This is a genomic window from Persicitalea jodogahamensis (assembly GCF_014651615.1).
Classification (GTDB): domain Bacteria; phylum Bacteroidota; class Bacteroidia; order Cytophagales; family Spirosomataceae; genus Persicitalea; species Persicitalea jodogahamensis.
Genome location: NZ_BMXF01000002.1, coordinates 387,859 through 413,828 on the forward strand (window position 1 = coordinate 387,859; position 25,970 = coordinate 413,828).

Annotated in this window: 26 protein-coding genes; 12 read left to right on the forward strand and 14 right to left on the reverse strand. The window is 51.4% G+C overall.

Features of this window, described 5'->3' with window-relative positions:
• Nucleotides 1-28 precede the first annotated feature (28 nt).
• Entirely contained in the window at nucleotides 29-838 is an 810-nt protein-coding gene (locus IE117_RS11740) for a cysteine hydrolase family protein (protein ID WP_189564604.1), read from the forward strand.
• Here IE117_RS11740 and IE117_RS11745 read toward each other — a convergent pair.
• Nucleotides 828-2,075 (reverse strand): NAD(P)/FAD-dependent oxidoreductase, encoded by a 1,248-nt coding sequence (locus IE117_RS11745; protein WP_189564605.1) that lies wholly within the window; start codon nucleotides 2,073-2,075, stop codon nucleotides 828-830. The two genes, IE117_RS11740 and IE117_RS11745, sit on opposite strands and share 11 nt — an antisense overlap.
• 379 nt (nucleotides 2,076-2,454) lie before the next feature.
• Between IE117_RS11745 and IE117_RS11750 the strand changes: the two genes are divergently transcribed.
• The 4 genes from IE117_RS11750 to IE117_RS11765 all read left to right on the forward strand — a co-directional run bounded on the left by IE117_RS11750 (nucleotide 2,455) and on the right by IE117_RS11765 (nucleotide 6,410).
• Entirely contained in the window at nucleotides 2,455-3,237 is a 783-nt protein-coding gene (locus IE117_RS11750) for an alpha/beta fold hydrolase (RefSeq protein WP_189564606.1), read from the forward strand.
• Nucleotides 3,238-3,254: 17 nt separating this feature from the next.
• Nucleotides 3,255-3,926 carry a CBS domain-containing protein gene (locus IE117_RS11755; protein WP_189564607.1) on the forward strand — a complete coding sequence of 224 codons (672 nt, stop codon included), beginning with the start codon at nucleotides 3,255-3,257 and terminating at the stop codon, nucleotides 3,924-3,926.
• 184 nt (nucleotides 3,927-4,110) lie between these two features.
• Nucleotides 4,111-4,959 carry a sugar phosphate isomerase/epimerase family protein gene (locus IE117_RS11760; RefSeq protein WP_189564608.1) on the forward strand — a complete coding sequence of 283 codons (849 nt, stop codon included), beginning with the start codon at nucleotides 4,111-4,113 and terminating at the stop codon, nucleotides 4,957-4,959.
• 107 nt (nucleotides 4,960-5,066) lie between these two features.
• Nucleotides 5,067-6,410: a Gfo/Idh/MocA family protein gene (locus IE117_RS11765; protein WP_189564609.1), complete on the forward strand. Its 1,344-nt coding sequence runs from the start codon at nucleotides 5,067-5,069 to the stop codon at nucleotides 6,408-6,410.
• A 102-nt stretch (nucleotides 6,411-6,512) separates the two neighbouring features.
• Here the strand turns inward: IE117_RS11765 and IE117_RS11770 are convergent, their stop codons facing one another.
• On the reverse strand, nucleotides 6,513-8,612 hold the full coding sequence (locus IE117_RS11770) for a S9 family peptidase (RefSeq protein WP_189564610.1): 2,100 nt from the start codon (nucleotides 8,610-8,612) through the stop codon (nucleotides 6,513-6,515).
• Nucleotides 8,613-8,841: 229 nt separating this feature from the next.
• On the opposite strand from IE117_RS11770, the gene IE117_RS11775 reads away from it, so the two are divergent.
• Nucleotides 8,842-10,299, forward strand: a complete 1,458-nt coding sequence (locus IE117_RS11775) for a M20/M25/M40 family metallo-hydrolase (protein ID WP_189564611.1) — start codon at nucleotides 8,842-8,844, stop codon at nucleotides 10,297-10,299.
• Between the two features lie 85 nt (nucleotides 10,300-10,384).
• On the opposite strand, the gene IE117_RS11780 is transcribed toward IE117_RS11775, so the two are convergent.
• From IE117_RS11780 to IE117_RS11815, 8 genes are all read right to left on the reverse strand, one after another.
• A complete protein-coding gene (locus IE117_RS11780) occupies nucleotides 10,385-10,564 on the reverse strand; it encodes a hypothetical protein (protein WP_229580769.1) in 180 nt (59 codons plus the stop codon).
• Nucleotides 10,565-10,725: 161 nt separating this feature from the next.
• The gene (locus IE117_RS11785) at nucleotides 10,726-11,502 is read right to left on the reverse strand and encodes a phosphoglycerol geranylgeranyltransferase (protein ID WP_189564613.1); all 777 of its coding nucleotides are present in this window, start codon (nucleotides 11,500-11,502) and stop codon (nucleotides 10,726-10,728) included.
• Nucleotides 11,503-11,609: 107 nt separating this feature from the next.
• Nucleotides 11,610-11,945, reverse strand: a complete 336-nt coding sequence (locus IE117_RS11790) for a phage holin family protein (RefSeq protein WP_189564614.1) — start codon at nucleotides 11,943-11,945, stop codon at nucleotides 11,610-11,612.
• Nucleotides 11,946-12,045: 100 nt separating this feature from the next.
• Nucleotides 12,046-12,645, reverse strand: coding sequence for a bifunctional phosphoribosyl-AMP cyclohydrolase/phosphoribosyl-ATP diphosphatase HisIE (gene hisIE, locus IE117_RS11795; RefSeq protein WP_189564615.1), 600 nt, complete (start codon nucleotides 12,643-12,645; stop codon nucleotides 12,046-12,048).
• Nucleotides 12,646-12,762: 117 nt separating this feature from the next.
• Nucleotides 12,763-13,545, reverse strand: a complete 783-nt coding sequence (hisF, locus tag IE117_RS11800) for an imidazole glycerol phosphate synthase subunit HisF (protein WP_189564616.1) — start codon at nucleotides 13,543-13,545, stop codon at nucleotides 12,763-12,765.
• Nucleotides 13,539-14,264 carry a 1-(5-phosphoribosyl)-5-[(5-phosphoribosylamino)methylideneamino]imidazole-4-carboxamide isomerase gene (gene hisA, locus IE117_RS11805; RefSeq protein ID WP_189564617.1) on the reverse strand — a complete coding sequence of 242 codons (726 nt, stop codon included), beginning with the start codon at nucleotides 14,262-14,264 and terminating at the stop codon, nucleotides 13,539-13,541. The genes hisF and hisA overlap by 7 nt, the downstream gene beginning before the upstream one ends.
• Nucleotides 14,265-14,334: 70 nt before the next feature.
• Entirely contained in the window at nucleotides 14,335-14,925 is a 591-nt protein-coding gene (gene hisH / locus IE117_RS11810; RefSeq protein WP_189564618.1) for an imidazole glycerol phosphate synthase subunit HisH, read from the reverse strand.
• A 257-nt stretch (nucleotides 14,926-15,182) separates the two neighbouring features.
• Nucleotides 15,183-16,106, reverse strand: a complete 924-nt coding sequence (locus tag IE117_RS11815) for a DUF72 domain-containing protein (RefSeq protein ID WP_189564619.1) — start codon at nucleotides 16,104-16,106, stop codon at nucleotides 15,183-15,185.
• Nucleotides 16,107-16,201: 95 nt separating this feature from the next.
• Here IE117_RS11815 and IE117_RS11820 point away from each other — a divergent pair, with 95 nt between their 5' ends.
• Entirely contained in the window at nucleotides 16,202-16,801 is a 600-nt protein-coding gene (locus tag IE117_RS11820) for a GNAT family N-acetyltransferase (RefSeq protein WP_189564620.1), read from the forward strand.
• A 1-nt stretch (nucleotide 16,802) separates the two neighbouring features.
• Here the strand turns inward: IE117_RS11820 and IE117_RS11825 are convergent, their stop codons facing one another.
• The 3 genes from IE117_RS11825 to IE117_RS11835 form a co-directional block, all read right to left on the reverse strand.
• Complete coding sequence (locus tag IE117_RS11825; RefSeq protein WP_189564621.1) at nucleotides 16,803-17,618, reverse strand: DUF6602 domain-containing protein; 816 nt, start codon at nucleotides 17,616-17,618, stop codon at nucleotides 16,803-16,805.
• A 41-nt stretch (nucleotides 17,619-17,659) separates the two neighbouring features.
• Nucleotides 17,660-19,270, reverse strand: a complete 1,611-nt coding sequence (locus IE117_RS11830; RefSeq protein WP_189564622.1) for an amidohydrolase family protein — start codon at nucleotides 19,268-19,270, stop codon at nucleotides 17,660-17,662.
• 150 nt (nucleotides 19,271-19,420) lie between these two features.
• Nucleotides 19,421-20,404: a hypothetical protein gene (locus IE117_RS11835; protein ID WP_189564623.1), complete on the reverse strand. Its 984-nt coding sequence runs from the start codon at nucleotides 20,402-20,404 to the stop codon at nucleotides 19,421-19,423.
• A gap of 121 nt (nucleotides 20,405-20,525) precedes the next feature.
• On the opposite strand from IE117_RS11835, the gene IE117_RS11840 reads away from it, so the two are divergent.
• The 5 genes from IE117_RS11840 to IE117_RS11860 all read left to right on the forward strand — a co-directional run bounded on the left by IE117_RS11840 (nucleotide 20,526) and on the right by IE117_RS11860 (nucleotide 25,617).
• Nucleotides 20,526-21,095, forward strand: a complete 570-nt coding sequence (locus IE117_RS11840; RefSeq protein WP_229580772.1) for a Riean_0653 family protein — start codon at nucleotides 20,526-20,528, stop codon at nucleotides 21,093-21,095.
• An 18-nt stretch (nucleotides 21,096-21,113) separates the two neighbouring features.
• Nucleotides 21,114-22,874 carry a DUF4153 domain-containing protein gene (locus IE117_RS11845; protein WP_189564625.1) on the forward strand — a complete coding sequence of 587 codons (1,761 nt, stop codon included), beginning with the start codon at nucleotides 21,114-21,116 and terminating at the stop codon, nucleotides 22,872-22,874.
• Nucleotides 22,875-22,948: 74 nt separating this feature from the next.
• The gene (locus tag IE117_RS11850) at nucleotides 22,949-23,944 is read left to right on the forward strand and encodes a polysaccharide deacetylase family protein (RefSeq protein ID WP_189564626.1); all 996 of its coding nucleotides are present in this window, start codon (nucleotides 22,949-22,951) and stop codon (nucleotides 23,942-23,944) included.
• A 105-nt stretch (nucleotides 23,945-24,049) separates the two neighbouring features.
• Nucleotides 24,050-24,757 carry a peroxiredoxin family protein gene (locus tag IE117_RS11855; protein ID WP_189564627.1) on the forward strand — a complete coding sequence of 236 codons (708 nt, stop codon included), beginning with the start codon at nucleotides 24,050-24,052 and terminating at the stop codon, nucleotides 24,755-24,757.
• 122 nt (nucleotides 24,758-24,879) lie between these two features.
• A complete protein-coding gene (locus IE117_RS11860; RefSeq protein WP_189564628.1) occupies nucleotides 24,880-25,617 on the forward strand; it encodes a redoxin domain-containing protein in 738 nt (245 codons plus the stop codon).
• A gap of 9 nt (nucleotides 25,618-25,626) precedes the next feature.
• On the opposite strand, the gene IE117_RS11865 is transcribed toward IE117_RS11860, so the two are convergent.
• Nucleotides 25,627-25,896 carry a UBP-type zinc finger domain-containing protein gene (locus IE117_RS11865; protein WP_189564629.1) on the reverse strand — a complete coding sequence of 90 codons (270 nt, stop codon included), beginning with the start codon at nucleotides 25,894-25,896 and terminating at the stop codon, nucleotides 25,627-25,629.
• Nucleotides 25,897-25,970 lie beyond the last annotated feature (74 nt).

Consider the following 25,970-nt stretch of genomic DNA (forward strand, 5'->3'; position numbering starts at 1 on the left):
TTTTTTGACAAAAATTTAAGTAGCGGTTATGCCTGAAAAAGAAAACGTCGTTCTGCTGATTATCGATGCGCAGTTTGATTTTTGCGACCCGAACGGAGCCTTATTTGTACCGGGGGCCGTCCAGGATGTGGAGCGGCTGGCAAGTTTGGTCGAGCGGAGTGGTAAACGTATCGACCACATTATCGTTACGCTTGACACGCACCATGTGCTGGATATCGCGCATCCTGGCTTTTGGCAGGATGCTGACGGCAAGCCACCCGTTCCCTTTACGCCTATCGGGTTGGCTGATGTGGAAGCAGGTACCTGGCAGCCCGTTTTTGAGTTCGACTACGTGAAAAACTACCTTCGGCAACTGGAAGCGCAGGGCGAGTTCCAGCATTTTATCTGGCCCGAGCATTGCCTGGTCGGTACGCGCGGGGCATCCTTGGCCGAGCCGCTGGCAACGGTGCTGCGGCAGTGGTCGCAGCGTGAGCAGAAAAATTATGCGGCAGTGATGAAAGGGCTGCACCCGCTGGCCGAACATTTTGGCGTATTCCAGGCCCAAATTCCGGTACCGGGTTCGCCCGAAACGGGCCTGAACCGCCCACTGCTCGACGACCTGGCTCAGTACGACCACATATGGCTGGCCGGAGAAGCCCGTTCGCATTGTGTGGCTACAAGTCTCCGCCAGCTTCTCCACCACGCCCCTGAGTTGGCGAAAAAAGTAACGCTGCTTACCGACTGTACCTCCGACGTTGCGGGGCTGGGCCATTTGGCTGAACCCATCTACGCCGAAGCCCGCGACCTTGGCCTGAATTTTACCACGTCATCCCAGCTGTCGGCGGATTCTACCCAATGATCATTTCTGCCACTTCGCGGCCAGTCTGCATGGCAGCATTCAGCGACGGATAAGCCGTATAGTCACCACAGCGGTATAGGTCGGGGGATAACCGCAGAGTTTCAGCTGAACTACCTGCCGCAAAGCGTACCAGGGCCTGCGGCAGATGGTAGCTGCGCAGATGCTGCCAGGCCCGCACTTCTTCTCCAAACCACTCGCTGAGTTCCATTTTAATGTCATCAGCCAGCTTGGTGTCATCCGACAGTTCGAGATTCTGCGTGCTGACTGAAATCAGGCTCTGCCCGGCGGGAGCATAATCGGGCGCAACGTCGCTGGGGACGCACAAGTGATCTACGGCAGAAAGTTGGTGGGGATTCAGGAGCAGCATTTTCTTACGCGAGGGCGACTGCGCTGCTGCAAAGTAGGTGCAGGTAGTTACGTTGTATTCCCGCTCCTGGTTATTTCCCAAAAGGCGGTCGGCGGCGGCGGCATCGGTGGCGATGACAATCGTATCGGCCTGAATCTTTTCGCCATTTCTCAAATAAATAGTCTGGCCTTCGATAGCCGTGACGGGCGTATTCAGCCGCAGCGAATCGGCAGGAAGTTTGGCCGCCAGCTGCTCGGGAATGGCCTGCATGCCCTTCGCCGGAACGACTGCATCTCCGTTATAAAATTGCTTAAATACGAAGCGGAAGAAATTGCTAGACGTGACCAGTTCGTTTTCCAGGAAAACTCCGCCAAAGAAGGGCCGGAAAAAATCAACGATCATTTCCTGGCTCCATCCGTAATCCTGCAAATATTCCAGGGTAGAAGTGTCCGCATCCTTAAAAAAATCTTCCGCCCGCGTCACCTCGTTTACCTCCCGCATCAGTTCCACCAGCCGCAGTTTATCGCCCAGCGAACCTACCGGCGCGGCCAGCGCTTTGAAAATGCCAAGCGGCTCTTTCAGGGGATTCGGCATTTCGGTGAAGCCATCGCGGCCTTTGCCTTCCTGCCGGATGATCGCTCCCGAGCGGAAAGCCTTCAAATCGAGTGCGTCATAGTCCAGCAGGCGTTTTGCCTCGGGGTATGAAGTGAGCAGTATCTGGAAACCACGATCGAGCCGGAAACCCTCGTGCAGGTCAGTGCGAACGCGCCCGCCAACAGCGTCGCCGGCTTCCAGTATGAGACTCTTACGGCCCGCCTTTTGCAGGTATCGTGCACACGTCAGGCCTGCCATGCCGCCGCCTATGATCACAATGGGATAGGACGTTTCCATGTTTATTGAGCTAAATGTTTTGTTTTAATATAAAATTTATAAGATTGAGTAACAGATTTTTTTTGTGGAAGTACCCTTGTTTTTTTGAAAAAACCGTAGCTTTGAACCCGTACGCATCTATAATTCTGGAAAATTAGGCATATTTTTATACACGATCCGTGCATTTTGCTTATTATAGCGAACGGTTCCGTTTAATTGTGGATTTGATTAGTCATAAAATAAGCTCCCACTACATTGGCGATTATTTGCGCGGGTGAGCATCCGGGCACCCGTACTTTGTATCAATGAAGGTAAAGCAGCGAAGGCTGTCCCGTCGACTCCCAACGCAAGTACAAAATATCATCCTCCAATACAACACAACTTTTTATCCATACAATAAATGAAATACCAGGTACACGAGGAAGGCGGATTCCGGTACATCGACGAGGGCCAGGGCGAAAACCTGCTGCTGCTGCATGGCCTTTTCGGAGCCTTGAGCAACTGGGACGGTGTCATCGACGGTTTTTCCAATCGCTACCGGGTGCTGATTCCGGTTCTGCCAATCTACGAACTCCCACCCCGTAAAGCCGGATTGGAGGCCCTTCTGGATTTTCTGGAAAAGTTTCTGGATTTCAAAGAGCTGAAAAACCTCACGCTGCTGGGAAATTCTCTGGGCGGACACATCGGCTTACTCTACACCCTCAAAAATCCCGAAAACGTCCAACGACTAATCCTTACGGGTAGTTCGGGGTTGTTCGAGAACTCAATGGGAGGCTCCTTCCCGAAGCGAGGTAGCTATTCCTACATCGCCGAACGTGTCGCCTATACTTTTTACGATCCCAAGGTAGCTACCAAAGAGTTGATCGACGAGGTGTTCGAGACGACTTCGAGCATCGCCAAGTGCATGAGCATTGTAGGTATTGCCAAATCGGCCCAGCGGCATAACCTGGCCAAGGAACTGCACCGTATCAACATCCCGACACTACTGGTGTGGGGACTGAACGATACGATCACACCGCCTTACGTGGGTCATGAGTTCAAGCGCCTGATCAAAAACTCCGAACTGCACTTTATCGACAAATGCTGCCACGCCCCTATGATGGAGCACCCCGGTAAGTTCAATGTCATCCTCGAACAATTTTTGGCCAAGCATACGTTATTAGAACCCGTTCCTATTAATTAAAAATCCCACCCACACCTATGCTTGCTGCCACGCTACTCAATCCCATGCTGCCCACGTTGAAACTTACTGATACAGTGGGTACGGCGCTGGCCTGGATGGATGAGTATGCTACTCCGCAGCTGGTCGTGGGAGAGGATGGTACTTATAAGGGGCTTGTATCGGAAAATCTGTTGCTCGATGTAATCGACGACACCGTGCCACTGGCCGACATCATCCGGCAGCATGAAGATGTGTACGCTAACGAGGGGCAGCATGTGTACGAGCTGCTTCGGCTGGCAAACCAGTACCGGCTGAAAGTGATTCCGGTTATCGACGGGGAAGGGCAGCTGGCGGGGACTATCCTGATGAACGACCTCCTGGAAAACTTTGCCGGAGTACTTGGCGTGCAGGAGATCGGTGCTGTGCTGGTTCTCAAGATAGCCGAGCGTGACTACTCCCTCTCAGAACTGAGCCGCCTGATCGAGTCCAACGGTACTAAAATCATCAGTAGCTATTACGCTTCAGCCGCGACCTACGCCGATCCCGGTGATGCCCGCCTGACGCTCAAGCTCAACCGGACCGACATCAACCCTGTCATCGCCACCCTCGAGCGCTACGGCTACGCCATTGAGGAGGCCCACGCCAACGACCCGGTCGAGAGTATCGACCAGGAGCGGTTCGATATGCTGCTGCGGTATCTGGCCACTTAGTCAGTGTATAGTTGAAGATGGACAATGCAAAATCAGGCGCTGGACTCTGATACCACTTTCGACACCGTCCTCCCTCTTTTTCTGTTAGCTCCCTTCCGTTCTAAGGGTAATGTTTGGCATTATCGTCCTTATAGGTAGTGGATTTGATTATCCATTGTCTATCGTCAATTTTCTATCAAATAAAATGTCATCACGTAGAACATTCATTAAAGGCGCATCGGGAGCGGCGGCGCTATCTTTGTTGACTCCCGGCTTTACGCGAGCCAATGGGGACAATATGCTTCATGAGGAAGAAGAGAGCTTCCGCTTGGGAATAGCGGGCTACACTTTCGTGAAGTTCAAGCTTGATCCTGCTTTAGAAATGATCAAGAAGGTGGATGTGCATTGGCTGTGTATCAAAGATTTTCACTTGCCCATGAAAAGCAGCGCGGAAGAAATCGCAGCATTTCATGCCAAGCTTAAGGAATCGGACATAAAGGGCTACGCCGTAGGGCCGATTTACATGAAAACCCGCGAAGCCATCGACCAGGCGTTTGATTACGCCAAGCGCGTCGGCGTCGACCTGATCGTAGGCATTCCCGAAACCGGCGATCTCCCTTATGTGGAGCAAAAGGTAAAGGAATACAATATTCGTTACGCTATTCATAACCACGGACCGGGAGACAAAGTGTACCCCAATGCCGTAACGGTTAATGGCTATATCAAAGACCTCGATCCGCGCGTAGGAATGTGTTTTGACATCGGTCACGACATGCGCTATGGCAACGACCCCATCGCCGATTTCGAAAAGTACCACAAGCGAATTTTCGACATGCACCTGAAAAACGTCACTGCTGCCACAGGCGATGGCAAGACTAATGAACTCGGACGTGGGGTCATCGATATTCCCAAATTGGTCAAGACGCTCCGCAAGGTTAAATACAGCGGCGTCTGCGCTTTGGAATATGAGAAAGACATGAGTGATCCGCTGGCTGGTATTGCCGAATCCGTCGGTTATTTCCGGGGAGTACTGGATGCAACACGGAAGGGGTAAAACAGCAAGGGTCGGCAGAAGAGACTTTATTTACAACGAATCGAAATCGACTACCTGGGTAATGTACCTGGGGGGCGTCTATCGGCGCATTCACAAACATTAGAAACATGGAAAAAAGAAGAGAATTCATAAAAAAAGTTGCGCTTGGCACAGCAGGAATCACGTTAGCGGGCGTAACAAAAGGCATGTCGGCCAGGAGCTATGCCAAGATTATTGGCGCCAATGATCGTCTGCAGATCGGCATCGCCGGATTGGGCCGTCGCTTGGGTGCCTACTATCAGCCCATTGGATTAAAAAGCAGCAATGTAGAGTTGGTCTATCTTTGTGATGTCATGAAAAGCCAGCGTGAGTCGGCGGCGAAGAAGTTTTCCAAGCACATCGACTACGCTCCCAAGCTGGAGAACGACATCCGCAAGGTCATCGAAGATCCGAAGATTGACGCCCTCATCAATGCCACGCCCGACCACTGGCACGCGCCCGGCACCTGGATGGCTGTGAAGGCAGGCAAGCACGTGTATGTCGAGAAACCCTGTAGCCACAATCCGCGGGAAGGCGAGTTGCTGGTAGAGTTTCAGAAAAAGTACAACAAGGTGATTCAGATGGGTAACCAGCAGCGCTCAGCCCCTGAATCGCAGGAGATCATCAAGGAAATCCATAATGGTGCCATTGGCAAGCCCTATAAAGCCATTGCCTTTTATGCCAGTGCGCGTGGCGAAGTACCCAAACAGCAGAAGGCGCCCATTCCCGAAGGACTCGATTGGGAACTGTGGCAGGGGCCGGCTCCACACCGTGACTACACCAGTGAAACCTGGGATTACAACTGGCACTGGTACGGCTGGAACTACGGTACCGCCGAGTCGGGAAATAACGGAACGCACGAGCTTGACGTGGCACGCTGGGCCTTGCAGGCCGATTATCCCGAACGGGTTGAAATCGAGGCTGACAAGCGGTACTTTCCCAACGATGGCTGGGAGATGTACGATACAATGGAAGCCACGTTCCGTTTTCCAGGCAATAAAATAGTTCAATGGCAGGGCCAAAGCCGCAATGGCTACAATACCTTCGGCAGCGACCGCGGGACATTGATCTTTGGCACCGAGGGCAATGTTTACGTCGACCGGGGGGGCTACAAACTCTACGACCGCAGTGGTAAGCTGATCAAAAGCAGTGAATCGAAAGGCAGCGAAGCCGGTACCGCCCTGGGCGGTGGAGGCGACATGAGCACGCTGCACGTGGTCAATTTCTTCGACGCCGTGCGCGGTACGGCCACGCAGAACTCGCCGATCGCCGAAGGGGCCAAGAGTGTACACTTGTGCCATTTGGCCAACATCGCTTATCGCACGGGAGGGCAGCCGCTGGATGTTGATCCCAAGAATGGCAAAATCATGGACAAGAAAGCCATGAAATACTGGGACCGTGAGTACCAGCCAGGCTGGGAACCAAAGCTCTGATACCTCAGAGGTAGTTTATAAGAAAGCCGCAGGAAAATCATTTTTCCTGCGGCTTTCTTATGTATGAAACGTTACGAATACGGAAGCTCCAAAATGGTCAGGCTAACTAACGAGGTCTTCCACTGGTTTTGAAGCCTTTTCCGCAAGCCCTAACAAAAAGGCGAATTCAAGCGCTATGTCATGGAGTTTCTTGAATCGGCCAGAGGCTCCGCCGTGGCCCGTTTCCATATCGCAATGCAACAGGATGAGGTTCTCATCGGTTTTCAATTCACGCAACTTGGCCACCCATTTGGCGGGTTCCCAGTACTGTACCTGCGAGTCGTGAAGGCCCGTGGTGACAAGAAGGTTGGGATAAGCCTGCGCCCTGACATTATCGTAGGGCGAATACGTCTTCATGTAGTCATAAAACGGCTTTTCATTCGGATTCCCCCATTCTTCATATTCCCCCGTAGTGAGTGGAATGGTGTCGTCGAGCATCGTCGTTACCACGTCCACGAAGGGTACCTGCGCCACCATGCCGTGGTAGAGGTCGGGCCGAAGGTTGGCGACCGCCCCCATCAGCAGGCCGCCCGCACTGCCACCCATGGCGTACAGGCTGGCGGGCGATGTCCATTTTTCCTTGATCAAAAATTCGGCACAATCGATAAAGTCCGTGAAGGTGTTGAGTTTTCGCAATAGCCGCCCGTTGTCGTACCAGGCACGCCCCATCTCCTGACCACCCCTGATGTGGCAGATTGCGAAGGCAAATCCCCGATCGAGCAAGCTCAGCCGAGCTGAACTGAAAGTGGGATCCATGGATGAGCCATAGGAACCGTAGGCGTACTGGAGCAGCGGACCGTTGCCGTCTTTCACAAAGTCATTTTTATAAACCACTGAAATCGGCACCCTGGCTCCATCGCGGGTGGGGGCATAAAGGCGTTCGGTGGTATACTGGGATTTGTCAAAATCTCCCACGACCTCCTGTTCTTTCATGAGCGTTTTGGCGCGCGTGCTCATGTCGTAATCATACACCGAACTGGGTGTGGTCAGCGACGTGTAGCCATAGCGTAGCGTGGTGGTTTCGAACTCCGGATTACTGCTGGTGTAGGCAGTGTAGGCCGCTTCGCCGAAATCGAGATAATGCTCTTCTTCTCCTGCATTTTGCGGAATCACCCGAATGCGCAGCAGGCCCTCGTGGCGCTCCTGCACCACTAAATACCGGCTGAATACTTCGATCCCTTCCAGAAATACATCGGTGCGGTGAGGGATAACTTCCCGCCACTGGTCTTCATCCCGCACCTTAGCTTCAGCGACCTGCACTAACTTATAATTCTCGGCGCCGTTCTGATTAGTGACCAGGTAGAAGATGTCCTGATAATGTTCCAGCGAGTATTCATGCCCACGCCGGCGCGGAATCGCCACCTCCAGCTCCCCCGTAGGATTTTGAGCATTCAGAAGTCGGTATTCCGTAGCCACACCGTTATGGGCGGCTACCAGAGCAACGTATTTCTTGGATTTTGTCCGGTATAAGCCGAGGTAGTATTGCTCGTCGGCCTCCTGGTAAAGCAGCACATCGTCACGGACGTCGGTCCCCAGCTTATGCCGCCACACCTGGTAGCCCAGCAACGTGTCCACGTTTTTACGGATATAAAAAATCGTCTGATTGTCAGCGGCCCAGGCGTAACTACCCCCTTCGGTATTAGGGACGACATCGGGATACCACTCGCCTGTGGTCAGATTGCGGAAGCGCAGCGTGTAGAGTCGGCGGCTCACGGTGTCTTCGCCGATGGCGGCTACAATATCGTCGTCGCTGGTTTCGGGGAAGGTGGCCGAGTAGTAACCATGTCCGGCGGCACGCTCATTCAGGTCGAGCATGACCTCCTCCGGGGCTTCCAGGTTATGGTGCTTGCGGCAGTATAGCGGATACTCGGCCCCCTCGTCGTAGCGGGCATAGTACCAGTAAGCACCGTCACGAACGGGTACCGACTCGTCTTTCTCCTTGATGCGGCCCTTCATTTCCTGGAAAAGATGATCTTTGAAATCCTGTAACGGAGCCATTACGGAATCGGTATAGGCATTCTCGGCGCGGAGGTGGGCCAGTACGGTTTCACTCTCCCGCTCGCGCAACCAGTAGTAATCGTCGGTGCGGGTGTCGTCGTGAAGGTTAAAGGTAGTGGGTAGTTTTGCGGCTTTGGGGGCCGTATTTTTTTTATCAAAAAGCATATTTTTTTGGAATTGGGGCCGGTGTTTGGAAGTGAAATGGAATGAATATGAAAATTTAACAGCAGTTTAACCGTCAAGATTACCCTAGAAATGGAATTCTTGCCTATTTTAGTTCTTTAAAAGGCAATTCCAGCGCACCTATTTCCCCGAAATCTGTTATAATGTCACTCCATTACTGATAATGACACTCGTGTCTTTGTCAGCTTTTTAATATCCATTTTTCTAACCCATGAATAAAAAATTACGAATGGCCCTCGCGGGCGGTGTGGTGATAGTGGTAGCCGGATTCGGCCCGGATCAGGAAGGCTGGGAAAAATCCTTCCGCCGTATCGATACCGAAGTACGACAACGCAGCCGGGTATACGAAACCCTCGGCGAAGCCACCAGGAAAATCGGCCATCGACTGACGGGAAGTACCCAAGGCATGAAAGCCGAAGAGTATGCTTTCAATCTGCTGAAAAGCTATGGCTACAACGATGTACAGTACCAACCCTTTGAGGTGGAGTCGTGGAGCCGCGACACGGTAACGCTGAGCATCGTTCCCGAGAGCAGCGACAACTACCGGGAGGTTCCGGTGGTTTCGCTGGCACATTCACCGGTGATGTCCGACATGAAAGCAGGCATCGTGGACGTGGGTAACGGGCTGGAAGAGGACTTTGAAGCCGTAAAGGATAAGATCAAAGGCAAAATTGCCGTGGCCAACATTGGGCTCGTAGGCGGGCCGGGAAAAAAGAATCTGCACCGCTCCGAAAAAACTGCCTTGGCCATCAAGTACGGCGCGGGCGGTATTATCATGGTCAATCAGGCACCGGGCAAAATCCTGCTCACGGGCACGGCCTCAGTGACGGGGGCCCTCATCGCTATTCCGGCGGTGTGCATATCCAACGACAGTGGCCGTGAGTTGCGCACCTGGCTGGGCGAAGAAGGCCCGCTGGAAGCCCATATCAATATGCGCAATTTCTCAAAGCCCATCAAGGCGCGTAATGTCATCGCTACGCTTAAAGGAAAGAGTGACGAGTGCGTGATCGTCGGCGGACATCTCGACTCCTGGGACCTGGCCACGGGTGCAATCGATAACGGGATCGGCTCTTTTAGCGTACTGGATATTGCCCGTACGTTCAAAGCGTTGAAGGACAAGCCCCGGCGTACCATCAAGTTTGTCATGTTCATGGGCGAAGAGCAGGGGTTACTCGGCTCCAAGCACATGGTGCGGGAACTTGTCCGGACGGGCGACATCGAGAAGGTGGCCTACATGATGAATCTTGACATGACCAATGACCCCAAAGGGGCCAACGGCTTCGGACGCGCCGATATGGCTGACTTTTTTCAGCAGGTGGGAGCCGATATCAAAAAGGTCGATCCGGCTTTCGGAAATCAATTCACCAGTCGTGCCGGCCTGCACAGCGATCACCAGCCGTTCATGCTGCAGGGAGTGCCGGTGGCAGGCTTGTCGGGTAGTTTGCCCATGTCGGTTCTCCAATGCTATCATGCCGACTGCGACCGCTTTGAACTGGTCGATAAGCAGCAATTGGAAAACACTGTCCGTATTGGCTCGATGTACCTCTATGCCCTGGCAAATGCAAAAACACTTACCGCCAAGCGGCTCAACGACAACCAGACCCGCGACTACCTCACCACGCAGGGGCTCAAGCAGGAGCTGGTACTTGGTCAGGACTGGCGGTGGTAAATAAGAAATAACGAAGGTTTGACACAAATAAAAAGGCCAACCCCATTTGGGATTGGCCTTTTTATTTGTTCGACTTTACTTTTTATTACAAAGTGTCAGTCATCATGGTGTCCATAGACATAGTGTCCATGTCCATCATCATAGTGTCAGTGTCCATCGTCATGGTAGTTGAATCTTCCATAGCGGCGTCCTCAGAAGGTTTGCTGGTGCAAGAAGCGAATGCCATCATGCCGGCAACGAATGCGAATGCAAGTACTTTTTTCATTTTTTGTAGTGTTAATAAGGTTTTTGATGGGACAAATGTACTACGAAAAAATGATCTGCAAAATTATTTGGGTTGTATTTTTCCCAGAACTTAGAATTTCCTTAGAAAATGATGCAAGTGCTTGTTTTTATACAAAGCAGCTTCTAAGATATATATTTTGCTCAGACAGCCTTGACAGATTTTTGGTTGAAGGCCTTCACGCATTGTGCTATTTCGGGAAGCAGGAGTGGGTTGCGCTCGATTCCGTTGCCGATCACGACTACATCAGCCCCCGCTTCCAGCGCCGTATAGGCCTTCTCGCCGGAGTCGATGCCGCCACCCACGATCAGCGGGGTGTCGGTGGCCGAGCTCACTGCAGCTATAATGGCTTCCGGTACGGCATACTGCGCGCCACTGCCCGCGTCAAGGTACATGAGCTTCAAGCCAAGCATCTCACCCGCCATGGCAGTACAGGCGGCCACGCTGGGCTTATCGTGAGGCATGGGGGTCGTGTTGCTCATGTAGGAAACCGTAGTGAGCTTGCCACTCTCGACCAGCATATAGCCGGTTGGCAGAATTTCAAGCTGACTCTGCCGTAGTAGGGGAGCAGCGATGACGTGCTGGCCAATCAGTAATTCGGGGTTGCGCCCGGATATGAGGGAAAGCAACAGGATCGCATCCGCACTCGGCTCGATATGCAGACTGTTTCCAGGAAAAAGGATCGCTGGAATACTGGTATGCTCATGGATGGCTGCCACCAACTGGTCGATGGCATAACGGGTGACCAGGCTGCCTCCCACAAAAAAGAAATCGACGCCATAAGAGGCGGCATTTGCCAGAAATTCCGGAAAATTGGAGAAATCTACCTTATCAGGGTCCAACAGCACGGCAAAAGATTTCTTTTGCTCGTGACGCTTTTTCTTCAAAAGGGCCGCTATTTTAGTATTCTTCTGCTGCATCCGGTGATTCTGGGTAGTGTCACTTATTGCTGACTGCTCACGAAATTGCCCAAAAGTAATGAATTGCCGGCAAAGGCTTTCTGATTTGGACTGATTCTGGTTTCCGCTTAGTCCAGGAACATTCCCAGAATCCCCGAAATAACGGCGACGATAAGGGCGAAAAGGGCTGCCGAAATAAAGCCATTCACCGCAAAGCCATCCACCAGCGCGGCGGCGAAGTACACCATCAGAATATTGATGACAAAGTAAAAGAGCCCCAGTGTCAGAATTGTAATGGGCAGGGCAAGGATTTGCAGTACGGGCCGCACGAAGGCATTGAGAAAGCCCAGCACGATGGCGGCGATGAGCGCAGTGGTGACGTTGGTGACGACGACGCCATCCAGCAGGTTGGCCGCAACGATGATGGCGACGGTGCTGATGACCAGACGGAGAAGGAGGTTCATTGGAGTTTATGAGTTTAAAGTTTATGAGTGTATAAGTTTGATAAAGTTCAGGAGTCAGCAAAACTCATGTACTCATAAACTTACCGACTCATGAACTCAATTATTGGTGACGGGTACGAAGAACGCTGATTATTTCGTCTAAGTCAATATTTTTATGTTCCAGAAGTACCAAAAGATGGAAGAGCAGGTCGGCAACCTCACCTTTGAACAGGTCGTCGTTATCGTCTTTGGCCTCGATCACGACTTCCACGGCTTCCTCCCCAACCTTCTGAGCAATTTTGTTGACCCCTTTTCGGAATAGGGAAGTTGTGTAAGAGGTGTCGGAAGGGTTTTGTTTGCGGTCGCGGATGATCCTCTTTTGTAAGTAATTCAAGAACGGAGCCTGACCGTCATTGACTTCGTCAAAACAAGTGTCGGCCCCGGTATGGCAGGTGGGTCCGGCGGGGTCGGCTTTGATCAGAATCGTATCGCCGTCGCAGTCTGTGAGTATTTCCTTAACGTGCAGGAAGTTATCGCTTGTTTCGCCCTTGGTCCAGAGCCGTTGCTTGCTACGGCTAAAAAAGGTCACTTTGCCTTCGGCTTTGGTTTTGTCAAGCGCCTCGGCGTTCATATAGCCCAACATCAGTACTTTGCCCGTGGCGTGGTCCTGAATGATGGCGGGGAGAAGGCCGTCGGGGGATTTTTGGAAATCAAGATTCATAGTTCAAATTATTGAGGGGAGGGCTGTGTGTCCGCCCGGCATGCGTCAGCAGTTGGGTAGAACTTGCGATACGGCTTTCCAGCGACGCGATAAGACGGCCAGGCTGGCCGTACCACATTACAAGCGCATCGGTAGTCCCTTGTCTTGCAAATATTGCTTTAAATCGGGAATGTCGATTTCCCGGAAATGAAAAATACTGGCGGCGAGTCCGGCATCGGCCTTGCCGGTGGTAAACACTTCCTGAAAGTGATCCATCGTTCCGGCGCCGCCCGAGGCAATTACAGGAATATTGGCGGCACCAGAAATGGTAGCCGTGAGTTCCAGCGCGAAGCCGTTTTTAGTGCCATCCGTGTCCATCGAGGTCAGCAGGATCTCGCCCGCGCCGCGGTCTTCTACTTCTTTGGCCCAGGGAATTGTTTTAATAGCAGTGGGTGTACGCCCGCCGTGGGTGTGGACGAGGTGGTCACCGCCCGCGTCGGGCACGTCCTCAATGTGCGGCACGTATCGGCTGTCAATCGCCACCACGATGCACTGACTACCAAATTCCAGCGCCAGTTCGTCGATCAGGGCCGGGTTCCTCACTGCGGCCGAATTGATCGAAACCTTATCGGCGCCGGCATGAAGCAGCGCCGACACGTCGGCCTTGGAAGAAATCCCGCCTCCCACCGTGAAGGGTATATTGACCGTATGCGCCACGCGTCTTACCAGTTCAATGAAAGTACCCCGGCCCTCCACGGTAGCAGTGATGTCCAGGAATACCAGTTCGTCGGCCCCTTGTGCGGCGTAGAGCGCTCCGAGTTCTACGGCGTCGCCTGCATCACGAAGGTTCACGAAGTTGACACCCTTTACGGTACGCCCGTCCTTGACATCCAGACAGGGAATAATGCGCTTGGTCAGCATAGTTCGTTCAATTTGCTTAGTTCGGCCAGCGTTACGCGGCCCTCATAAATGGCTTTGCCCACGATGACGCCATAAAGTCCCATCTCGGCCAGCCGTTCGAGATCGCCCATGTCGCTGACCCCGCCGCTGGCGATGACGTGCAGATCGGGGCATTTGTCTTGCAGATTGTTGTACAGGTCAAAAGACGGACCCTGCAGCAGGCCGTCTTTGGCGACGTCAGTGCTGATGATGTACTTCACGCCTTTTTGCTGGTACTTTTCCACAAAATCATACACCCAAAGTTCGGTACCTTCCTCCCAGCCGCTGACGGCAATTTTCTCGTTTTTGGCGTCGGCACCCAGGATGATTTTCTCGCCGCCATAGGTTTTCAGCCAATGCTCGAATAAATCAGGCTGCTTTACGGCTACGCTGCCGCCCGTCACCTGTTTGGCACCACACTCGAAAGCCACCCGCAGGTCGTCGTCTGACTGAACACCGCCGCCGAAATCTACGTGCAGACCTGTTTTGCCGGCGATCGTTTCAAGTACCTTCCAGTTGACGACCTTCTTGGCTTTGGCTCCGTCCAGGTCCACCAGGTGCAGGCGTGTGAGTCCGGCGTCTTCAAACTGTTTGGCTACTTCGAGCGGTTTTTCATTATAGATTTTCTTCTGTGCGTAGTCGCCCTGTGTGAGGCGAACGCACTTGCCTTCGATGAGGTCTATGGCGGGAATGATGTTCATTTTTTAAGGGGCAAAGTTTCAAAGGTACAGAGGCAAAAAGTGTAGTTTGGCGGGAAGCGTTTTGATTGATTTATTCACCTTTTAAAAAATTACTTAGAATCTTTTCGCCCACATCGCCGCTGATTTCGCAGTGGAACTGGGCGGCGTAGAAATTATCACGGTGCAGCATGGCGCTGAATGGATGGATGTAGTTGCAGGTAGCAATGGTGTAGTCGCAGACGGGCGGCGCGTAGCTGTGGACAAAATAGACATAGGCTTTCTCTTCCAGTCCTGTCAGCAAGGTACTTTGGTAGTCGTAGATGCTGTTCCAGCCCATATGGGGTACTTTGACGCCGGGAGTTTTTGGAAACCTTTTTACATCCACATCGAAAATCCCCAGACAGTCGGTGCTGTTTTCTTCGGAATAACGGCACATGAGCTGCATTCCTATGCAGGTACCCAGCACGGGCTGCGTTAGCGACGGTATGAGCTTATCCAGCTTTTTGCTGCGCAGGTAGGCCATCGCGGTACTTGCCTCGCCTACGCCGGGGAAAATCACCCGATCTGCCGAGCGGATTTCTTCTTCCTCATCGGTATAAAGGTAGTTTACGCCCAGGCGATCCAGTGCATACATGACCGACTGGACGTTACCCGCGTTGTATTTGATAATGACAGTTTTCAAAGGGCTGTTGATGTAATGAATTGTTTAGGGTATCCGTCGAAGTATAATCTGAATAATTCACAAAAAGAAGCCCGATTCTTTGCGGAACCGGGCTTCGGGGTACACTGTATTCAACCTTATTACACAGTATTATCTTTTGTCGACACTCCTCCCGAAGCCTTTAACCAAAAAGGCGATGATGCAGCAGGCAGCGGGATATTGTCTTTGACATGGGGCAAAGATAAAAAATGTTTTTGATGGAAAATAGAAATACTTGCTCAAAACAATTCTCCCTGAATCACCTGCGCCCTGATTTCGGGCGGCTGAACGGAGAGGCCCATCTTGGCATTGAAGCCTTCGATCCAGTACTTGGCCAATTCCGGGGAATAGGTATTGTCTTCGGTATGGATGAAAATAAAAACCCGCTGCAAGCCTTGCTCCATCCACGCCCGGATACGCTGCAGCCATTCGTCGGTACGCGAATAATCGGTCGGGTGTAGCTCATTACCCACAAAGCGCAGCGTGAGCGTAGGCGTGGTGAGCGCCATGTGCAGCACGTCGCGGCGACCCGACACATCGGACATCACCGTGCCGACACCCAATTCGTGAAACAATTCAAGCGTGCGCTGCCAGGCATAGTCATCGGTAAACCAGCTCGGGTGCCGAAACTCGACCGCAATGGGAAAATCTTTGGGTAGAGCTTTCAGGAAAAACTCGAGATTTGAGAATTTGGACGTATCGAACGAAGGCCCCAATTGCAGAAAAGTAGTCCCCAACTTGTCTTCCAAGCCTAGGACTGCCCGCACAAATTCATCCGAAGGCAGTATCACGTTCACCAGTTGAGCATCGTGGCTGATGGCCTGCGGCCACTTGGGGCAGTACTTGAAGCCGTCGGGGGCGGTGTCGCGCCAGCGGTCGATGGTGTCGTCGGTGGGTATCTGGTAGTGCGTCACGTTCAGTTCGATGGTGTTGAACTGCCGGGTATAGTGGTAGAGGAAATCTTTGTCTTTGGCGTTGGTCGGGTAAATCTTGCCTACCCACTCTTTGTTGGCCCAAATCGGCGGCCCGACGTACACCTCCATTTTGGGCGAAGGCGTAACGCTTGTCAGCGCGGCGTCTGCCAGCGTTTCTGTGGTGAACGTATGCGTATTAGGAAGCGTGAAGTCTACGCCTTCAATGTTGTCCAGTTTTCCGAAATCCATAGGAAGCCAATTAAAGAATAAAAAGTAGGGCAATCGGTTAGAGCGACAGGCTATTTATATTTGCCTGTTTCCTAAACTATAAAAACAACAATACTATGCCAAACTGGTTGAATTCCATAAAACTGGAAGGAAAAAAAGTAGACCTGGTCCCTCTGGAAAAATCGCATCGGGAAGGTCTGATGAAAGCCGCCGCTGATGGCGAATTATGGAATATCTGGTACACACTGATACCCACAGAAGAGACAATCGACACCTACCTGGAAAATGCTTTTCGGGAGCAGGAGAATGGGAAGTCTCTACCGTTCGCGGTGGTCAATAAAGCGGATGGCAGAATAATCGGCACGACACGGTACTGCAATATCGATTCGGCAAACCGACGCCTGGAAATAGGCCATACCTGGTACGCCAAAAGCGTTCAGCGCACGGGCGTGAACACCGAATGCAAGTACCTGCTGCTCCGACACGCCTTTGAAAGTCTCCATACGATAGCGGTAGAATTCAGAACCAACTGGTTCAACTACCGCTCGCGCAACGCCATCCTCCGGCTCGGGGCGAAACAGGATGGAGTGCTACGAAATCACCGCATCGACCAACAGGGATTGCTGCGCGATACCGTGGTATTTTCCATTATCCAATCGGAATGGAAAACCGTGAAAATGTCGCTGGAATTTGAGATGAGTAAGGTACGGCCATAAATTATCTATTCAATACTGATGCTATCGGCACAACATCATAATCTACCGTCCCAACTTTAAGATATTTTAATAGAATATTTTCTGTAATATCAGGAATAGGCGATGGAAAATTAAACAAGATTAGCAAAAAAATCGCAATCGAACTTTTTTCGGTTTTCAGTATTAAGAATACGTCTTCTTCAGCCGTTCTATCACTCGCCCAATCTTTAAATATTGTGCTACCTACATTCGTGGAATGAAATATGATATAGTTATCAATTACGACAATAGCATCTGGTAACTCGTATGTAGTAAGCTTACCTTGGTTGATGCAATCAAGCATAAAAGCGACAGTATCTTCTGCTGGGCGAGCGTCTTTTGAAAAAATGCAGCTTGGTATTCTATGAAGGTGATCAGGTAGATCCTTCTGAGTGGATAGCAGTTTTAATTTTCTATTAATAGCCTTTACTGACTTGATTTGTACTAAGGAGCGGTAAAACTCTGATTTATAAGTGAGTGTCGCTATATCAGGTTTGATTTCAATCGCACAATAAACTCCCTCAGCAATAATTATTTCTCTGATTGGTGTCAACAATTTTGGATGATTGGGAGCTAAAATTATACAATCTATCTCGTTTGTCTGACCTTGTTCGTGAAAGATTCCTCCCTTTTTCACTTGGTAAGTATCTAATAGAAAACTTTGAATAAGTTCTTGAACAGACACTTCTTTTATATCCCCTGTTTGCTTCCTGTCTCTAGTAAATGAAGGCAACGTTTTTTCAAACTGCACCCTCATCTGCCGTAAATTTTCTTCTATTGCGTCAAGAATAACATTCATACTTTTTCTAATTAAATTTGATTATCATAGATCTCCATTACTCAATTTCCACTCCCCAGCTTCCCGGCAGGCTGCGGCATGCCCGGCTGCACGATCTGGAAATTCTCGTCCTTTTTAGCTGTTTCTACAATGGCGCGGACATCTGCCAGTAGCTTCTTAGCATCATAGACGATGCCGTCCTTGACGGTATACTTCACGCCACCGACGCGGGTCACTTCATTGTTTTCGTCGAGGTGAATGGCTCCGGTGCCGTAAAGTACCTTGAGATTGGCCAACGGATTTTCTTCCACGATCACGAAATCAGCCAGTTTTCCTATTTCCACTGAACCGATCTGATCAGCCATGCCAAGGGCCTCTGCACCTTTGATGGTCGCGGCGCGAATCACTTCCAGCGGGTGGAAGCCCGCCTCGCGCAGTAGTTCCAGCTCGCGGGTGTAGGCAAAGCCGTAAAGTTGGTAGATGAAACCTGAGTCGGAACCCGCCGTGACGCGGCCGCCGCGATTCTTGTACTCGTTGATAAACTGCATCCACAGCTGGTAGTTACGCTTCCACTCTACTTCCTGCTCGGTACCCCAATTGTGCCAGTACGACCCGTGCGACACGCGGCTAGGCCCATAAAAACGCCAGAGCGACGGCAGCGTGTACTCATCGTGCCACTCGGCGCGGCGGGCCAGCATCAGTTCGCGGTTGGCTTCGTAGATGTTGAAAGTCGGGTCGATGGTGAAATCCAGGGCAATGAGTTCGTCCATCACCTGATTCCATTTGTCGGAGCCGGGTTTAGCGGCTTGCTGCCAGAGTTTCCCGGCTTGCTCGAAGCGGTTTTGTTCGTTGTTGTAGTTGTAGTCGGCGGGGTAGTTTTGGATGGTTTTGTCCTCGAACATTGCCTCGGGCAGGCCGTACCAGTGTTCCATGGTGGTCAGTCCGGCTTTGGCCGTAGCCAACACGTTCATGCGCGCTACTTCCAGTTGCGCGTGGTGGCAGGCCGAGCGCAGGCCCAGCTTTTTGTTTTCGTCCAGGGCAGCCTTGAAAATCTCCGGCTCGGCCCCGAAAAACTTGATGCCGTCGGCTCCGTTCTTGGCATTTTGCCGCACCCAGTCACGGGCTTGCTCGGGGGTACTTATAGGTTCTTTTGCACCCATACCGAAAGCCGTATACGCCAGGATGCGCGGGGCGGTGATTTTGTTTTCCTGACTTTTCTTCTTGTGTTCAAGCACCCAGTCCAGCCCGTTACCCGCCGAAGGGTCGCGGATGGTAGTTATGCCGTGGGCCATCCACAGCTTGAAGACGTACTCCGAAGGTGTACCCTGCGCCTTACCGCCGATGTGGCCGTGCATATCGATGAGTCCCGGCATAAGGTACATGCCCGAGCAGTCGAGTTCCTTATCGCCCGCTTTGGCTTGCGGACGGCGTTTAGGATCGATGGGCACGCCGGGATTGCCTACCTGCTGAATGGATTTGATCTTGTTTTTCTCCACCACAATATCTACCGGGCCAATGGGCGGTGCGCCGGTACTATTGACGAGCGTCACGCCCCGGATGATGAGCCGGTCGTAGGGCCCGTCACCTTCCGCGCGGGCGGGTGCGTCGGTGATCTGGGCTTTCGCAAGAAGAACGGAAAAAAGGCAGAGCGGGAGGAGGAAACGTTTTAGCATTTGATCAATTGGCAGTTGATAATTTCTACATCTGCCAAAAATAGCAAATTATGCAAAGCGCTAAGCTATTTCCGCAAAATCGGGAATAATCTCGAGCGAACCGGGTCGCCGGTGCGCCGGGTCGCCGGAACGATCGAAGGGTACTTTACCCTAAAAGTTGACTGACCCCTTATCACCCAGTCCGAATTTTCCGATGAACTTGGACGAAAACTTGGAGCGCGAAGTCAGGTACCGGACGCTCACGCCAACGTAAGGCGCAAAGGGCGGGGTAGAGGAAGTCAGGTTTTCGCGCGCACCGTTGAACGTCCGCAGCTGCCGGAAGCCCGCCACGCCCGCTTCGGCGGAAATATTGAATACCGTCAGTAAGTGCAGGTTGGCTGACACTCCCAATTTAACGTGCTGGTAGTTCTGGCGGCGGAGTAGTTTTTCCTCGGCGGTCTGCACCTGAAAGCCGCCGCTGTAGCCGTTTACCCCCGCCAGCGCATCCATGCTGAACCATTTGGTGGGGTGGTAGTTGAGATCCACCATGAAGGGCAGCAGCGCAGTGGCCCGCCATTGTTTGCCCAGCCGTTGGTTGATCCCAAAGACCGGAACGACGCGCAGTTTTTGGCTGTAAGCCAGAATGGAGCCGTACACAATCTGGCTGCGCAAGCCGATGATTCGCATCCGCGCCGCGCCGCCCCAGAAGAAAGGCTGCGGCGTAAAAAACGTCTCGTTGGATTCCGTCATGCCGATGGCCCCACCATAGACCCATAATTTGTCCTTAACGCTGGCCTGCATTCGTACCGCGCCCAATGATATCGTTTTGTAGCCATTGTCAGGAAAGTTTGTGCCTTCGACGGTTGGTTGTAGCTGCGTGAATTGTCCGATCAGCACCGTGTGGACGGCCCGCAAATCGAATCTCTTTTTCAGACTAAAACTACCCTGCACTTCGCTTTGTATTGGAATAATGCCCAGAAAACTCGTGCGTGTCAGGCCGAAGTTGGGGGTTGTGGCCGAGTTGGTCGGGACGATGTAGTTGGCGCTTAAAGTAGCATTAGGGTAGAAAAGACGGCTAAGGCCGAGTTGCTGCGCCTGGGTTGAGGTGGTAATTCCAAGGAACATAAAGAGAAAAAGAGCGGCGGTGGATTTCATGGGGAGCGTTGGGTGATTTCGTTGCCAATTAACGACAAAGGTAAAAGGCTATTGCTTGGAATGCGGCGGCGGTTTGGGTAGTTTTGATAAAGTGTTCTTATTCAGAAAACAGCCTTTTGTTATGGAGCAGCTTCATCCCCAACGACTAAGCGTACTGATTTGCCTGTCATTGTTTCTTGCCATTTTCAATAGTTGCCAGATCAAGGACCCGCTGCCTGAGCCCACTCAAACAGGGGCCAACACCTTTGGTTGCAAGATTGATGGAGAAAACTGGATTCCGAATGGTGCTAAGGGGTTTATGGCCCCCGGCCCAGTCGAAGGAGGATTTGCTCGTGACATAATCTTTAAAAAGGGTATTGTGATTAGTGTAACAGCACGGTCAAAGGACGGTAAGGCCATACATTTATTCGTATTTGATAGCAAAGTGGGTAAGTACTTGCTGAATCGAGATACCACACCCTATCAAGGTTACCTGAAACCTGTAAGCTTTGCTTCATACCATAGTGGTAAAGGAGTAGCCTTCGCAACGGATTCCCTTCATACAGGATATATTGAGATTACCAAGGCCGATACGACAACAGGTACGGTATCGGGAACGTTTGAATTTGAGGCGGGGCCAGCGAGTAATTTGGCAACTGGAACGCATAAGGTCACGAAGGGGCGCTTTGACGTCAACTATGCTGGCCAATAAATTCATTAACTATAATAAATGCTCCGATTTCCCTCGATTAAAAACCTCACTTACGGCGTTGAGCAGGTAGTTCGCCGCTTTCCGCTGGTAGTGGTTGCGGCGGCTTTTAAAGCTGTGATGCTTTACATTTTGATTGAAAGCCCTCCTGTTCCCAACCCTCCGCCGTTATATCTTAAAACCACACTGGTACTTTTCCTGGCTTTGCCACTGTTCCTGAGCCTGCATCTGGTGGCCGAGCGGCGCAAGTGGAGTCTGGGAGTACTGGCCGCCGGAGTCTTAGGCGTGGTGGCTCTGCTGGTTCTTTACTATTTTACTATTAGTCCAAGCCCGATTCAGCGCGACTATTACCGCTTCGGGATGTTTTTGGTTTGTGCGCATCTGCTGGTATCGTTCGCGCCCTTCGTAGGCTACGACGAACCCAATGGTTTCTGGCAGTTCAACAAAACCATGCTGCTGCAATTCCTGACCGCTACGCTCTACGCCGGAACGTTATACATCGGCATCATCATCGCTGTCGAAACAGTCCGCTTCCTGTTCGACGTGACGTATTCCACCAGAATAGAACTCGACCTTTTTGTATTGATCGGCGGATTTTTTCATACGCTGTTTTTCTTGAATGGCTTTCCTGCCCAACTGGATTTGCTGGAAGCCCAGAAGTCGTATTCGCGCGGCGTGAAACTGTTTACGCAGTACGTGCTGTTGCCGCTGGAAGTAGTGTACTTGCTGATTTTGTACGTTTATACAGCCAAAATTCTCATTCAATGGCAACTGCCCGAAGGCGGCGTGGCCTACCTCGTGATGGCCTTCTCGGTGGCGGGAATTTTTGCCCTGCTGCTGCTTTACCCCATCCGCGACAGCGCCGAAGAGCGCTGGATCAGGCTTTATTCCCAGCGTTTTTATCTGGCGCTTTTCCCTCTTATCGTGCTGCTGGGTGTGGCTATTTTTCGCCGCATTGGTGAGTATGGCGTCACCGAAAACCGCTATCTGGTGGCCGCGCTGGCGGTTTGGCTTACGGGCGTCACGCTCTACTTTTTGATCAGTAAAAAAGACGACATCCGCTGGATTCCGCTCTCGCTCTGCGTGGCGAGTTTTCTGCTGGCGGTGGGGCCGTGGAGCATATTTGCTTACTCCCGGCAGAATCAGGCCGAGAGGTTTGGGTCGCTTTTGCGGGAATATAAATTGCTGGATAACAGTGGGAAAATTGCCAGTGCCGATACTTTGCCAAGGGAAGATTACGAGCGCTTGGTGTCGGGCATCCGTTATTTTCGCGATCGTAATGAAATCAATACGCTGACTCCGTTTTTCTCTGCTTTGCCCGATACTAAAAATCAGCAGGAGGTAGCTACGCAAATGGAGTATCAGCTTAATAAGGCTGTGAATGTAAAGGAATTGCAACTAGGTAATTCTGGGCGAGTCGATTACGCAATTTCCGGCAATACCGACATGTTCGGAGTGAATATTCGCGGCTTCGACTACATGATTTCCTTCAACTTGTACAGCGATGCCTCGCGGGAGGATGAAGCCGGAAAGTGGAAATTGACTGCCTCCGACCGGGGCTCTAAGCTGGTACTTTCGGACATAAACAATGAAGAGATCGCTGCCTGGGATATGGCTGCCCGCTTTACGGAAATCGAGAAGCAATACGGGATGAGTACATTCCTGGTCGACTCAAAATTCCTCACCTTTGACCGCCCCGGTATGCGACTTAAACTGGAAAAATTTTCCAGAAGTGGCGGTTATTACTCCTACCAGGGGGTGTTGCTGATGAAAGAAAGATAGGCCGAATCGCGTGGAAAAAAGTATGATAGTAGCTACCAGTACTTTGTTTATCCAAACTTTGATCCGTTCTTATCATGAAAACCATTTTTTCCCTACTACTGATCTTTGCCATGATGCAGGAAACCTCTGCCCAGAATACTACCTACGCTGAAAAATTAGGCTACCCGGCGGGTAAAAAGGTGATTATCATGCACGTAGACGATGCCGGAATGTCCTACGATTCCAACGAGGGATCGCTCAAAGCCATCCGCGACGGCGTGGCTACCTCGGTGAGCGTAATGATGCCCTGCGGCTGGGTACCGGGTTTTGTGCATTATCTCAAGCAATATCCCGACATCGACGCCGGCTTGCACCTGACACTGACTTCGGAATGGAAAGAGTACCGCTGGGGACCGTTGGCCGGTAAGCCCGCTGTGAAAGGCCTCGTCGATGCCGAAGGAGCGATGTGGCCCAGCGTGGCCGATGTGGTAAAACACGCTACCGCCGACGAAGTGGAAATCGAAATCCGGGCACAACTGGAACGCGCCCGCACGATGGGTTTTGAACCTACGCACCTGGATTCGCACATGGGTACTTTGTTCGCTACGCCCGCTTTCATCGAGCGCTACATCAAGGTAGGGATGCAGGAAAAAATCCCGGTTATGCTTCCAGGCGGGCACAATACCGCCGTCCGGGTGGACGAAAATATGAGCGACGATATGTACGCGATGACTCAGACCATCGGCAAACAGCTTTGGAATGCGGGGTTGCCGGTGCTTGACGATCTGCATAATACCAGCTACGGCTGGAAACTACCCGAAGGTACCAAAGCCACCAAGGAGAATCTGCAAAGCTTCAAAACTCAGAAGTACATCGAAGGGCTGCGCGATCTGAAACCCGGCCTGACGATGGTCATCATGCACTGCACTGACCCCACCGAAATATTCCCCATTATTTCCGGTTCTACCCAAACCCGCGAGGGCGACCTGCTCGCCATGCTCGATCCCAAATTGAAAGCTTACATAGAAAAGGAAGGCATCATTCTAACTACTTGGCGCGAGGCCATGCAGCGACGTGGGAAAGTGAAGTAAGTGGGGAATTTCCCGGCGAAATCTCACCGGTTTTGTTAGCGAAAACTGGGTGGAAATCGCTTAAAAATTCAATGAAAATCAGATATTTTTGGCGCAAAAAATGCCATGAAACTACCCCTGATCTTCACCCTGTTTTTTACCCTGACTTTTGTCCAACTGGCAAAAGCCCAGTTCGAAACCGTCCACCGCATGGACGACCAAACCCGCTTTCTCGATAAGGAAACTGGAAAGCCATTAACATACAAAGATTTTCAGCGGCTGAATCGCGAGTTTCCTAATCAATATCTTCCCATCGCGGTTTACGACAAATACGGTAATACTGATTATTACCTGGTTCGTAAAAAATTGAAAGTAGAGCTGGAAACGGGACAAGTGGATATGTTCGGCGAGCTTGAAAAACCTATTGTCGGAAAGCCTGTGCAACCTTTTGTAATGCAGGGCGCCGACGGGAAGACATACGATTCTGAACAGTTGAGAGGTAGTTATGTAATGCTTAGTTTCTGGCTGAAATTTAAGAAACCTTTTTTTGGGCCAGGCAATACCAAGGATCTGGTAGCATTGCTAAGCAGCGTAAAGGCAAAAGGAATTCCCGTGGTTTCGCTGGGCGTTTCGTACAGTTCGGCGGAGGAATGCCGCGCCGCAATGGAAGAGTTCGACTTGGGATTCGTGCCAATTCCTGATTCACGAGGATTTACAATACGGTATGCGTCTCTGAATACACCTTCTTTTCTATTGATTGACCCAGACGGAAAAGTGCTGGCTACAAGTGAGATCGACTCGCCCCTGAAACTGGAAAAGTACTTCAAGAAGTAGCTTCAACGTAGCGTTACGCCACATTCCTGGTAGGTGCGCACGACGGCTACTTCTTCCAAAATAATTGACTGGAAATCGCTTGAAGATTTTCCGGAAAACAGATACATTTGGCAAAAAAAGCCATGATGAATCGCCTGTTGAATACCTTTCTACTTATCGCAGTTTTATGCTCAGCTGCTTTTGCTCAGGTTATCGAAGTCAGGACCGCGAAGGTTGTAACGAAGGGCGAGCGGATGGATGAGAACACAATCATTTACGACGAAGCCACGGGCCGTCGCATCACGATCCAAGAGTTTGGTCAAATAAACCACGATACACCCAGGGATTTTCGTCTCGACCCGGAAATCAATGAATACGGTAAGCCCGCTTACTATGTACTCAAAAAAAACAGCGAAGAGGAGCGGGAAACGGGACGAATCAATCCCTACAAAGATCGGAAGCGTCCCGAAATTGGCCAACCGCTCCCCCCCTTCGTCATGGAAGGGGCCGATGGAAAAACTTATCGTCTGGAAGATTTAAAAGGAAGCTACGTATTGTTAAGCTTTTGGGTAAAGCTAAGCAAACCGTTTTTTCAGGAAGATGAGTCTACCAAAGACATCATGGCCTTACTTAAAAAAGCGCAAGCTAACAGAGCGAAAGTAGTATCACTGGGTATTACTCTCGATTCTCAAGAAGAAAGTTTGGCGGCAATGGACGAATACAGCCTTGGATTTATCCCTGTTCCCAATGCCCGTGGTTTTACTCGGAAATATAATATGCCAAATCCCGGCAGTTTCCTTCTTATTGATCCCAATGGCGTTTTGCTGGAAATCATCGACCGGGGATCGCCCCTGAAACTGGAAAAGTACTTCAAAAAATAGCCCCCGCCTTTAATACTCCGCAAACTGCTCATCCTCGTAGCACCACAGCCACTGCTCACCCGGTTCGGCGGAGGCAACCACGGGGTGGCCCGTCTCGTGAAAGTGCGCCGTGGCGTGGCGGTTCGGAGAAGAGTCGCAGCAGAGCGTAACGCCGCATTCCTGGCAGGTACGGAGGTGTAGCCACCGGCCACCGATTTTCACGCATTCCTCGCAGACGCGCCCTTCCGCCGTCTTGATTTCTTCAATCGCGGTCAGGTGATTACAAAGTTTTTCAGCCATATTAGTCAATGGATAATTGATACGGGGCCGCCCGAGCGGTGGACAATGGAATTCGCTTGCTTTCGAGGCAAAAA